Below are 11,397 nucleotides of genomic sequence, written 5' to 3' on the forward strand. Positions count from 1 at the left end.
CGCCAGATTTAACGCACGCCGGTCAGTCCCGGTATCCCTTGGCGACCAGATAGGCGTCGAGGGCCTCTTCCCACGGGCGCATGGCCCCGACAGCCGCCGCCAGCTTTGCCGTATCGAGCACGCTGTAGGTCGGGCGGCGGGCCGGGGTTGGATAGTCCGACGACGGGATCGGCAGCACCTCGGCATCAACGCCCGCGCGGTCGATGATCCGTTTGGCGAACTCGTACCAACTGGCCTGTCCGCCATTGACCACATGCCAAACGCCGCTGTCCACGTCCTTGGACAGCAGGGAAAACAGGGTGCTGGCAATGTCGGCGGTCGAGGTCGGGGACATTACCTGATCGGCGACCACCGTCAGGCGTTTGCGGTCGCGCCCGAAGCGGATCATCGTTTCGACGAAGTTGCCGCCCTTGCCGCTGGCCCCGGCCACCCCGAACAGCGAGGCCACGCGCAGCACCAGCACGTCCGCCCCCGAGGTCAGGGCCAAATCTTCGCCCATGCCCTTGGAGGCACCATAGATGTTCAGCGGGGCTTTGCCCTCGGCCTCGGTCAGCGGGGAGCGGCTGGCCTGTCCGCCAAAAACGTAATCGGTCGAGACATGGACCAGCCGGGCTTTCTTGTCACCGGCAATCTCGGCCAGTCGTCGCACCAGATGGGCGTTGATGGTAAAGGCCAGTTGGGCGTTGCCTTCGACCTCGTCGGTCTTGTGATAGCTGGAGGCATTGACCAGCACGTCAAAATCATGGGCAGCAATGGCGGCGCTGGCCGCGTCGATGTTGGACAGGTCCACCACCTCGCGCCCCAGCGGGATGATCTCCGCCGGGGTTGCCAGGGCGGCGTTGGCGGCCCGGATGTCGGTACCAAGCTGCCCGTTCGGGCCAAGAAGAAGGATTTTCATCGGATCAGATCTTCAGCATGCCGCCGTGGAGTTCCAGCGCCCGGATTTGTTCGTGCCAGGCGATCAGTTGCTTGTACCATTCAAGGGTGATGGTCTTGGTTGTCCGGTCGGTCTTGCCCGCTTCCAGTGCCTCGACCAGCTCGCGCACGCCGTCTTCGGCTTCGTACAGCGCCTGATAGCCCAGTGCATGCAGCTTGTCGAACGACACGCGATAGGACCGGTGATCAACATCGCCGTACCATTCAATCTGTACGTCGCGCGGCACCACTGCCGCCACCTTTTCGGCCAGCGGGCCGATCTGGTAGTTGTTCTTTTCCGAGCCGACGTTGAACAACTGGCCGTTCACCTTGTCCGCCGGGGCGGTCAGCATGAAAATCTGCGCGCGGGCGGTGTCCTTGACGTGGACCATCGGTCGCCACTGGCTGCCATCGCGCATCAGCGGCAGCGCACCGGTTTTCCAGGCCCCGAAGGTCATGCCGTTGATCGCCAGATCAAAGCGCATGCGGGGGGAATAGCCATAGACCGTTGCCTGCCGCAGCACGATGACGGTGAAGTCGGACGAGGCCAGCGGCAGCACGTCCTTTTCGGCCAGTTCGTTGGCCTTGGCGTAGGTGGTCAGCGGGTTGGTCGGGGTGGTTTCCGAGGCAATCACCCCCGGCTCCTGAAAGCCGTAAATGCTGCACGACGACGGCAGGATGTAACGCTTCACCCCGGCGGCCTTGGCCAGCCGGGCAGTGTTGGCGCGGGCCAGGTGATTGATCTCGTAGGTTTCCTTTTCGAACGCATCGCCGGACGGGTCGTTGGAAATGGCCACCAGATCGATCACATGGTCGATACCCTCCAGATGGGCGGGCGAGACAAACCGCGCGTCTTCCTGAATCATTTCGAGGTTTTCGTGCGCCGCCAGCAGCTCGCGGCCGAAAAAGAACCGGTCAAGGGCGCGGACACGATAGCCTTTTTCCAGCAGCATGGGGACAAGCGTTGTGCCGATGTAGCCACCAGCGCCAGTGACAAGAACGGTTTCCATGGTCTTTCCTTGACGGCAGGGTCGAACGGGGAGCGTCGAATTCAGGATCGTTTCAGGACGCGGCCACTGTTACTCGAACAGCCCGACCGCCTCGCTGAACAACGGCTGCGCCAGATCTTTGGCCGACAGGCGGGCGGCGTCGGCGCTGACCGGCCAGTCGATGCCCAGCGCCGGGTCGTTCCAGCGAATGCCGAAGTCATGCGACGGGGCGTAATAGTCGGTCACCTTGTACAAAAGCTCGGTATCCGGCTCCAGCGTGACCACGCCGTGGGCAAAGCCGACCGGCACCAGAATCTGGTTCCACTCGGCGGCGGAAATCTCGGCGGCCACCCACTGACCAAAGGTCGGCGATGAGCGGCGGATATCGACCGCCACATCAAGAATGCGGCCCTTCAGCACGCGAACCAGTTTGTTCTGGGCGTGCGGGGCGGCCTGATAGTGCAGACCGCGAACCGTTCCGACCTCGGAGGAATAGGAATGGTTGTCCTGCACGAAATCAAGGTCAATACCAGCCTCGGCGAAGGCCTTTTTATTGTAGGTCTCAGAGAAGAAACCGCGATGGTCACCGATTTTACGCGCCTTGATGATTTTTACATCAGGAATGGCAAGTGAAACGACCTCGATTGACATGCTCTTGAGTCCAGACAGTAACTTGAAAATGCGGCTTGATGCTACGCCAGCCCCCCCTGTTTTGCAAATACAGTTTGTTGCCGCACCACGGGTGTCAGTCCAGCGTCTTGCGGTACAGGCGCAGGGACAACAGGGCAATCCCCAGCCACAAAACGCCCAGAGCCAGCAGGTCATGGGAGATGTCAGGCAGGCCGTTGCCCTTCAGGACAATGCCACGCACGATGCGCAGGAAATGGGTCAGCGGCAACACCTCGCCCAGTCCCTGCGCCCAGCCGGGCATGCCGCGATAGGGGAACATGAAGCCCGACAACAGGATCGACGGCATCAGGAACGACGACGCCATCTGCATCGCCTGCAACTGGGTGCGGGCCATGATCGAAAAGATGAAGCCGATGGCCAGATTGGTGCCGATGAACACCAGACAGCAGACCATCAGCAACAACAGGTCGCCGCGCAGCGGAATGGTGAACAGCAGACGGGCGGCCAGCAGGATGATGGCAATCTGCACCAGCCCGATCAGGATGTAGGGGGTGATTTTGCCCAGCATCATTTCCAGCGGGCGGATGGGGGTGACCAGCAACGCCTCCATGGTGCCGCGCTCGCGCTCGCGGGTGACGGCCATGGCGGTCATGATCACCATGGTTGAACTCAGCACCACGCCAATCAGTCCGGGAACCACGTTGTACTGGGTGACGCCTTCGGGGTTATAGCGCCGGTGCAGGGTCAGGCTGACCGGCTGGTCGGCTGGTTTCAGCACCGCCAGCGGTCCGCGCAGGTCGCGGTCAAGGGCCGCAGCGATGATTGCCGACAGGCTGCCCAGGGCGTTGGAGGTCGCTGCCGGGTCGGTGGCATCGGCCTCAACCAGCAGCGGCGGACGTTCCCCGCGTGCCACGCGACGGGAAAAATCCGGGGGGAAGCTGATGATGAACTGCACGCTGCCCGCACTCAGCAGGCGGTCGGCCTCCTGCTCGCTGACATTGGGGGCCTCGATCCGGTAGTATCCCGACACCTCCAGCGCGCTGATCACCGCCCGGCTGAACGGGCCGTGGTCGGCATCGATGATCGCCGTCGGCAGGTGTTTGGGGTCGGAATTGACCGCAAAGCCGAACAGCGCCAGTTGCATCAGCGGGACGCTGATCATCATCGAAAAGGTCATGCGGTCCCGCCGCATCTGGATGAATTCCTTCAGCATCAGGGCCAGCCAGCGACGGACGGAAAACCAGCGGTCAACCATGCTCTGCTCCTGCCTGTCCCTGTCCCTGTCCCTGTCCCTGTGTTCGGGTCACTCCGGCCATCAGGTGAATGAAGGCATCCTCCAGCGATGGCGGGTCATCGCTCCAGACAATATCCGGGGTGTGGCGGAACGGAGCCAGCGCCGCCCCCAGCGCCTGCGCATCGCTGCTGCCCACATGCAGGGCACGGCCAAACGGGGCGACCATCTCGACGCCCGCCAGCCCGTGCAGGGCCTGATGCAGGCGGGCCAGCGCCTCGGGCGGGCCGCTGGCGCGGGTGGTGGTCAGGCCGCTGCTGGCAACCACCTGATCAACGGTGCCACAGGTCAGCAGGGTGCCATAGGCAAGGTAGGCGATGCCGTGGCAGCGTTCGGCCTCGTCCATGTAATGGGTGGATACCAGCACCGTCAGCCCGTCGGCGGCCAGCCGGTGCAGTTCCGCCCAGAAATCCCGCCGTGCCTGCGGGTCAACACCGGCGGTCGGCTCGTCGAGCAGCAACAGGCGCGGACGGTGCAGGATGCAGGCGGCGAGGGCCAGCCGCTGTTTCCAGCCGCCGGACAGGTGGGCGGCCAACTGGCTGCGACGGCTCCACAGACCCAGCCGCTCCAGCGTCTCCCGCACCAGCACGCCGACCTTCGGCAGACCATGGACGCGGGCGAAAAAGGCGAGGTTTTCCTGAATGCTGAGATCTTCGTAGAGGGAAAACTTCTGGGTCATGTAACCGACCTGCCGCTTGATGGCGGCGGCTTCGGTGCGGATGTCATGGCCCAGACAGCGGCCTTGCCCTCCATCGGGGGTCAGCAGACCGCACAGCATGCGCAGGGTGGTGGTTTTCCCCGAACCGTTCGGCCCGAGGAACCCCATGATCTGCCCGGCGGGCACGTTCAGGCTGAGGTCATTGACCACCACCCGCTCGCCGAACCGCTTGGTCAGGCCGGACACGCTGATGGCCATGCTCATGATGCGTCTGCCGGATGGGAAAAGGCGATGGTCAGCGGCTGGCCGGGGTGCAGGGCGGCGGCGGTGGGCAACGGGGTGGCCTCGACCATGAACACCAGCTTGTGATGCTGATCGCGCGAATAGAGCACCGGCGGGGTATAGGAGGCTTCGGAGGCGATGAAGCTGATGGTGGCGGTGATCGGGCCTGCACAGCCCGGACAGCGGACGCTGATCCGTTGCCCGAGAGCCATCTGTCCCACCTGCTCGGGGGGGATGAAAAACCTCACCCGTGTACCGTCATCGGGCAACAGCATCACAACGGCCTGTCCGGCGCTGACTCCTTCGCCGGGGCGGAACAGGATGTCTTCGATGCGGCCATCGGCGGGGGCGGTGGCGTGCCGCAGGGCCAGTTTGGCGCGGGCTTCCTCCAGCGCCGCACGGGCGGCATCGGCGGCGGCGCGGGCGGCGTGAATTTCTTCGTCGCGGCCTTCCTTGTCGCGGGCGGTGGCAAGGCGGGCTTTGGCGGCATTGACTGCTGCCTGATTGCGCTGGATGCTGGCGCGTGCCTCGTCAAAGCTGGCACGCGAGGCATAGCCGTTCTTTTCCAGCGCCTCCTGTCGCTGAAACTGCTGGCGGGCATAGGTCAGATCGGCCTCCGCCTGCCGGGTATCGGCTTCCAGGGCGCGGATTTCGCTGCTCTTCTGGCCGGTCAGCAAGTCGCGGTGGCTGGCTTCGGCTTGCGCCAGCAGGGCCTCGGCCTGCTGGACGGCAGCCGTATAACGCTGGTCATCCAGGGAAAACAGCGCCTGCCCGCGCTGAACCTGCTGGCCGCGCCGGACCTCGACGGCGGTCACCATGCCACTGTCGGGCAGCGCGATGTAACGGTATTCGCCTTCGGCATAGCCTTGCACCTCGTCGGGTCCGGCGGCATCGCAGGCGGTCAGCAACAGTCCCAGAACAGCAGCGATCAGCAAGGGTTTCGGCATGGTACGGCCTTGTGCAAACAGGCAGGCTCCGGTGCCGGTCAAGGAGATTGACCGGCACCGGAGCCAGAGGAGGCGAGAGCATTTTCAAGTTGACCGTCGACGGTCAACGGCTCGGAAAATGCGGCCCTAAAAGGGAAGAGCGTTTTCGCTCGGTGTGAAAACGCTCCAGGCATCAGAACTTCAGGCTGCCGCTCAGGCCAAAGCTGACCCCGTCGCCTTCGCTGACCAGCACGCCCGAGCCATAGTTGACCGACGACACCAGATACTTCTCATCGGTCAGGTTCTGGCCCCACAGGTACAGGCCGTAATGCTCGTTTTCGGCCCCGATGCGGGCGTTGACCGTGCCATAGCCGTCCTGCGCCATGGTGTTCTGCGCATCGAAGTAGAACTTGGAGCGGTACTGATAGCCGACGGTGGCCGAGGCGGTCATGTCCAGCAGGTTCGGGTCCCAGCTATAGCCCAGTTCGGCATTGCCGGTGAATTTGGAGTGGTATTGCTGCTGGTTGCCGCTGGCATCAAACGAGCCACCGCCGCCAGTGCGCGGGGCGTTCTTGAAGTCTTCGTAGGTGGCATCGGAATAGCCGAGGCCAGCCCCGACATGCCAGCCTGCCCCCAGTTCGGCCCGACCCGACACTTCACCGCCATAAGAACGGCTCTTGTCGGCGTTGACGATCGGGGTGGCGGTGGTGGTGGCGTCATAGCTCAACACCTGCTGGTCTTTCCAGTCGATGTAGAACAGGGCGCTGGACAGCGACACGTTGCCGCCGAACAGGCTGTTTTTCATGCCGATTTCGTAGTTGGTCAGACGCTCGGACTTGTATTCCGCCGGGGTGGAGCCGTTGCTGAACAGCATGCTGGCGTTGAAGCCACCGGACTTGTAGCCCTGGCTGACGCTGCCATAGACGCTGTTGTCATCGTTGAACTTGTACCGCAGACCGGCACGCGGCGTGGTGTAGACCTTGTCGAGCGAGCCTTCATAGGACTCCATCAGGCTGGTGGCGCCGGTGAACATCAGCGCCATGTACGAGGCGTTGTTGTGGCTCATCCGGTATTCAAAGTCCTTGCTGTCATAGCCGACGCGCAGACCGGCAAAGGCTTCGAGGGCTTCGGTCAGATCATAGGAGGCATCGCCAAAGGCAGCCAGCGAGCGGCTGTCGGTGGTGCTTTTCATCCGCAGGTCAACGCCGGTGCCGGTCAGCACCAGATTGCTGTCCCACGAATTGCCCGCGCCATAGGTCCGTTCGGTCGAGGTCAGGTCGCCGTACAGGCCGACCACATAGCGGAACGCCTGCTGTTCCGGCGAGGTATAGCGGAATTCCTGCGACAACTGGGTGAATTCGGACTCATAGGGGTTGCTGGTGCGGTGTTTGTAGCCGGTCACCCCAAAGCCCTGCATCAGGGCTTCGGTGGTGGCAAAATAGCCATCCGGCGACGAGCTGCCATCGAATTCGGTCTTCTGGTACCGCGCCCCGGTCAGGCTGGTGAGCGTCGCCCCCGACCCCAGTTCGTGGACGATTTCGTTGCGGGCCAACAGCGACTGACTGGTGCCGTGGAACGGATCGGTGACGCTGATGCTGTCGCGGTCAGCCTGATAGTCGGCCAGCGTCTTGACGCCCTGATCGCGCAGCTTTTGCGTCTGGGCTTCGATGCTGGTGGTCATGGTGGTGCTGTCACCGGGGGCGGTCAGCAGGCTGAACCGGCCCTGGGCCCGTTCGTGGCCGCCGGTATCCTTGCCGGTATCGTTTTCGGTATCATTGGGGGCATGATCGACGGAAACCGCCAGTCGGGCGGCAGACTTGCCCTTGGTGATCGGAGCATTGCCGACCACCTCGGTGCGCACGCCCCTGGTCCCGGCATCGACCTGCACCTTGCCGGACAGGGCATCGGCGTCGGGTTTGTTGGTGGTCATGTTGACCGAGCCGCCCAGCGTGTTGCGCCCGTACAGCGTCCCCTGTGGCCCGCGCAGGATTTCCACCTGCTGCATGTCCAGCAGGCCGCTGGTGTAGGACTGGGCATCGGTCACTGGAATGCCATCGACGAACATGCCGACCGACGGGTCGGAGTCCACCTCGGACGACCCGACCCCGCGCACGGCAATGTAAGGGGTATAGGCCGCCCCGGACACCCCGCCGCCGAACTGGGCGTTGGGCGAGCTTTGCAGCAGGTCGGTGGTGCTGTGGATCTGTTTGGCGTTCAGGTCGTCTTCGCTGCGCACGTCAATGCTGATCGGGACATCCTGCACGTCTTCTTCGCGCTTTTGCGCCGTCACCGAAATGGGGGCCAGCAGCACCTGATTTTGCGTGTCGTCTTTCTTGCCGGTGTCATCGGCAAAGGCGGTGGAGCTGGCAAGCATGGTGGCAAAAATGGCGCTGCTGCGCAGCAGACGGTGTTTGAAAACAGGCATGGGTGTCCCTCTGGCGATGGGGGCGTATCGGAGGGTTAGGTGCTGCCACTTTATGCGATTAATAGTTAATCGCAATTATTTTTCAGGCTGCCCCCAGCGAGGCAGGTGTGGCGAATGAATCCGATACTGCCTCGTGAAAGTGGTCTGGTGGGGAAGGTGGGTAAGGCTGTCTGCCGCCGTTATGAGCGACAGGTCTGGGGCGCGTCAAGGGTTGCCCGCGTTGTCCGGTTTCGCACCCATCATATGGGATTCAATGAAAAATATATTCAATATCAATGTGATGGTGATGTTTTCGCCCTGACTATGCAGAAAACTTCGAAAGAAATAAGAGAAAAATCGAAAGCCCGTTCGGTTGCTGCTGCCGGGAGGGCGGACTAGGTTTTTTAATAATCATTCGCAATGAACTCTCGCCGTGAAAGAGGTGGGTATGTCTATTAATAGTGGTGCCGTGGCGACCGGCTCTCACCGTGCTGCCAGCTCGGATATCAGTCAGTCATTCCTGTTCCGCTCTCCTCACGACGGCTGGTTATGGGCCGATGGGCTGGAGGATGTCTCGGACCGTGTGCGGGCCTCGACACCGGCAGACCTGGCCGGGCAGGTCCAACGCCTCCTTGCTGCCCGGCAGGGGACACAACAGGCTCCCTGTCTGGTCGGCGCCCTGCCGTTTCAGGGGATGGCGTCTGCCCGTCTGTTCCTGCCCGGACGGGTGATCCGGGATGCGTCCTCCCTCCCCATGGCGCTGCCGCACGACCTGCGATGGCCCGCCCCGCGCTCGACCGGGCGCAGCCTGCCAGCGGAAGAGGGTTATTGCGCCCGGGTGGCCGCTGCGCTGGACGAGATTGCCGCCGGGCAGTACAGCAAGGTGGTTCTGGCGCGGGCGTTGACGCTGGAATTTGATGCCCCGGTTCCGGTTGCCGGGATGATTGCCGCCCTGGCCGAGCGTTATCCACAGGCGTTCCTGTTTGCCGTGCCGCAGGCCAACCGGCAGGGGGTGTTTCTGGGGGCCAGTCCCGAATTGCTGCTGCGTCGGCGCAACGGCTGGGTTGACAGCAATCCGCTGGCCGGGTCGGTGCCCTGCCACCCGCAGGCGGCCGAAGACCGGGCGCAGGCCGAGGCGCTGCTGGCCTCGGACAAGAACCGCCGGGAGCATGCTCTGGTCAGTGAGCGGGTGGCCGATGTCCTCAGTGGCTATTGCGACCAGTTGAGCGTGCCGGATGAGCCGTCGCTGATCCGCACCGGCACCCTGTGGCATCTGTCCACCGCCATTCGTGGACGGTTGCGCGACCCGTCGGTGTCGTCGGTGGAACTGGCGGCGGCGCTGCACCCAACTCCGGCGGTGTGCGGTCATCCGACCGGTGCCGCCCGTCAGGCCATCTCGCGCCTCGAAGGCTTTGACCGGGGCCTGTATGCCGGGATGGTCGGCTGGTGCGACCACACTGGCGACGGTGAATGGGCGGTCAGCCTGCGCTGCGCCGATCTCGCCGGGGCCTTCCTGACCCTCTACGCCGGAGCCGGGATTGTCGCCGGCTCTGATCCGGTCGAAGAACTGGCCGAAACGGCCACCAAAATGCGGACGGTTCTGGGAGCCCTCGGGCTGACCTTGCGGGCGGAGGCAGCATGATGGCGGCCCCTGTTGTGAGATGGCCGCAGGCGGTCGAAGACCACTATCGCGCCGCGGGTTACTGGACCGAAGAGACCTTTGACAGCCTGCTGCATACCAGCGTGAGTCGCTTTGGCAATGCTCCGGCGGTGGTCGATGACGGCGTGGTGCTCAGTTACCGCGATCTGGCCGCCGAGGTCGATGCACTGGCAAACGGGCTGGCCCGGATGGGCTTGCAGAAAGGCGACTGTGTGGTGGTGCAATTGCCCAACTGCCACCAGTTCGTGGTGCTGTGCTTTGCCTTGATGCGGCTGGGGGTGGTGCCGGTGTTTGCCTTGCCCGCCCATCGCCAGACGGAAATCACCGCTTTTTGCCGCTTTGTGCAGGCACGGGCCTATTTCATTGCCGATGTGGTCGGTGGCTTTGACTATCGCACGCTGGCGCGGGCGGTGCTGGCCGAAGACGGGGTGGCGGCGCAGGTGGTGGTGGTCGGCGAGGCCGACGGCTTTGTTTCCTATCAGTCGCTGCGACAAGACGGCGTTGTGCCCTGTGTCGCACAGGCCGCCGATGTGGCCTGTCTGCTGCTGTCGGGGGGCAGCACCGGCATCCCCAAGCTGATTCCCCGCCGCCATTGCGATTACCTGTACAACGTCCGCACCAGCGTTGAGGTCTGTGGCTTTGGGCGGCAGACGGTCTATCTGGCGGCGCTGCCGGTTGCGCATAATTTCCCGATGGCCTGTCCGGGGTTCTTTGGCACCCTGATGGCAGGCGGAACGGTGGTGCTGGCCGCCGATCCGGGGCCGGACACCTGTCTGGAGCTGATTGACCGCCATGGCGTCACCGATACCGCGCTGGTGCCGCCGTTGGTGATGCTGTGGCTGGATGCGGTGGCGGCGGATGGGCGGTTGCGCGACCGGCTGCGCTCGTTGCGCTGCCTGCAGGTGGGCGGGGCGAAGCTGGTCGAGGAAGTGGCCCGCCGGATCACCCCCACCCTCGGCTGCCGGGTACAGCAGGTGTTCGGGATGGCCGAAGGGTTGATCTGTTACACCCGTCAGGATGACCCCGACGCGCTGGTGATGGTGGCGCAGGGACGCCCGATGTCACCGGCGGACGAGGTGCGGGTGGTGGACGACAGCGATCACGACGTTGCCGACGGCGCCATCGGGCAATTGCTGACCCGCGGGCCGTACACCATTCGCGGCTATTACCAGTTGCCCGAACACAACGCCGTCGCCTTTACCGAAGACGGTTTTTACCGCACCGGTGATCTGGTGCGCCGCCTGCCCGATGGCAGTCTGGTGGTCGAAGGCCGGGTGAAGGACCAGATCAACCGGGGTGGGGAAAAGATTTCTGCCGAAGAAGTCGAAAACCTGCTGTTGGGGCATCCATCGGTGTTTGACGTTGCGGTGGTGGCCATGCCCGACAAGACCTGGGGCGAACTGAGCTGTGCCTTTGTGATCCCCCGAGGCCCGGCCCCGCGCCCGCTTGACCTGACCCGCCACCTGCGGGCGCAGGGGCTGGCGGCCTTCAAAATCCCTGACCGTATCCAGTTCATCGACGCTTTTCCGGCGACCGGGGTTGGCAAGACCAGCCGCCGCGCCCTGCGCGATGCCTTGCAGGCGGAATATTTCTCCGGGCCTGAACCAGAGCATTGAGCGAAAAGTGGGAACCGGTTTTCGCA

The 11,397-nt window shown here is 63.7% G+C and carries 10 protein-coding genes; 3 read left to right on the forward strand and 7 right to left on the reverse strand.

Going from position 1 to position 11,397, the window contains the following annotated elements; genetic code table 11:
• Positions 1–22 precede the first annotated feature (22 nt).
• The 7 genes from rfbD to BW995_RS16280 all read right to left on the reverse strand — a co-directional run bounded on the left by rfbD (position 23) and on the right by BW995_RS16280 (position 8,116).
• Positions 23–898, reverse strand: a complete 876-nt coding sequence (gene rfbD, locus BW995_RS16250) for a dTDP-4-dehydrorhamnose reductase (RefSeq protein WP_076401462.1) — start codon at positions 896–898, stop codon at positions 23–25.
• Between the two features lie 4 nt (positions 899–902).
• Positions 903–1,925, reverse strand: coding sequence for an NAD-dependent epimerase/dehydratase family protein (locus tag BW995_RS16255; RefSeq protein WP_076401463.1), 1,023 nt, complete (start codon positions 1,923–1,925; stop codon positions 903–905).
• 69 nt (positions 1,926–1,994) lie between these two features.
• The gene (gene rfbC / locus BW995_RS16260; protein ID WP_076401602.1) at positions 1,995–2,549 is read right to left on the reverse strand and encodes a dTDP-4-dehydrorhamnose 3,5-epimerase; all 555 of its coding nucleotides are present in this window, start codon (positions 2,547–2,549) and stop codon (positions 1,995–1,997) included.
• A gap of 100 nt (positions 2,550–2,649) precedes the next feature.
• Positions 2,650–3,789: an ABC transporter permease gene (locus tag BW995_RS16265; RefSeq protein ID WP_076401464.1), complete on the reverse strand. Its 1,140-nt coding sequence runs from the start codon at positions 3,787–3,789 to the stop codon at positions 2,650–2,652.
• Positions 3,782–4,747 (reverse strand): ABC transporter ATP-binding protein, encoded by a 966-nt coding sequence (locus tag BW995_RS16270; protein ID WP_084194925.1) that lies wholly within the window; start codon positions 4,745–4,747, stop codon positions 3,782–3,784. The genes BW995_RS16265 and BW995_RS16270 overlap by 8 nt, the downstream gene beginning before the upstream one ends.
• A complete protein-coding gene (locus BW995_RS16275; protein ID WP_076401466.1) occupies positions 4,744–5,712 on the reverse strand; it encodes an HlyD family secretion protein in 969 nt (322 codons plus the stop codon). Before BW995_RS16275 ends, BW995_RS16270 begins: the two co-directional genes overlap by 4 nt.
• 172 nt (positions 5,713–5,884) lie before the next feature.
• The gene (locus BW995_RS16280; protein WP_084194926.1) at positions 5,885–8,116 is read right to left on the reverse strand and encodes a TonB-dependent receptor; all 2,232 of its coding nucleotides are present in this window, start codon (positions 8,114–8,116) and stop codon (positions 5,885–5,887) included.
• A gap of 114 nt (positions 8,117–8,230) precedes the next feature.
• On the opposite strand from BW995_RS16280, the gene BW995_RS20600 reads away from it, so the two are divergent.
• From BW995_RS20600 to BW995_RS16295, 3 genes are read left to right on the forward strand one after another with little or no spacing between them, the layout of a single operon-like run.
• Positions 8,231–8,494, forward strand: coding sequence for a hypothetical protein (locus tag BW995_RS20600; RefSeq protein ID WP_139332966.1), 264 nt, complete (start codon positions 8,231–8,233; stop codon positions 8,492–8,494).
• 49 nt (positions 8,495–8,543) lie between these two features.
• Positions 8,544–9,737 (forward strand): isochorismate synthase, encoded by a 1,194-nt coding sequence (locus BW995_RS16290; RefSeq protein ID WP_084194927.1) that lies wholly within the window; start codon positions 8,544–8,546, stop codon positions 9,735–9,737.
• On the forward strand, positions 9,734–11,371 hold the full coding sequence (locus tag BW995_RS16295) for a (2,3-dihydroxybenzoyl)adenylate synthase (RefSeq protein ID WP_139332967.1): 1,638 nt from the start codon (positions 9,734–9,736) through the stop codon (positions 11,369–11,371). The genes BW995_RS16290 and BW995_RS16295 overlap by 4 nt, the downstream gene beginning before the upstream one ends.
• Positions 11,372–11,397 lie beyond the last annotated feature (26 nt).

It is taken from the genome of Insolitispirillum peregrinum, assembly GCF_900156605.1.
Classification (GTDB): Bacteria; Pseudomonadota; Alphaproteobacteria; order Rhodospirillales; family Rhodospirillaceae; genus Insolitispirillum; species Insolitispirillum peregrinum.

Coding starts and splice junctions, on each gene's coding strand:
- rfbD (WP_076401462.1), bottom strand. CDS start 898: ATGAAAATCCTTCTTCTTGGCCCGAACGGGCAGCTTGGTACCGACATC.
- BW995_RS16255 (WP_076401463.1), bottom strand. CDS start 1,925: ATGGAAACCGTTCTTGTCACTGGCGCTGGTGGCTACATCGGCACAACG.
- BW995_RS16265 (WP_076401464.1), bottom strand. CDS start 3,789: ATGGTTGACCGCTGGTTTTCCGTCCGTCGCTGGCTGGCCCTGATGCTG.
- BW995_RS16270 (WP_084194925.1), bottom strand. CDS start 4,747: ATGAGCATGGCCATCAGCGTGTCCGGCCTGACCAAGCGGTTCGGCGAG.
- BW995_RS16275 (WP_076401466.1), bottom strand. CDS start 5,712: ATGCCGAAACCCTTGCTGATCGCTGCTGTTCTGGGACTGTTGCTGACC.
- BW995_RS16280 (WP_084194926.1), bottom strand. CDS start 8,116: ATGCCTGTTTTCAAACACCGTCTGCTGCGCAGCAGCGCCATTTTTGCC.
- BW995_RS20600 (WP_139332966.1), top strand. CDS start 8,231: ATGAATCCGATACTGCCTCGTGAAAGTGGTCTGGTGGGGAAGGTGGGT.
- BW995_RS16290 (WP_084194927.1), top strand. CDS start 8,544: ATGTCTATTAATAGTGGTGCCGTGGCGACCGGCTCTCACCGTGCTGCC.
- BW995_RS16295 (WP_139332967.1), top strand. CDS start 9,734: ATGATGGCGGCCCCTGTTGTGAGATGGCCGCAGGCGGTCGAAGACCAC.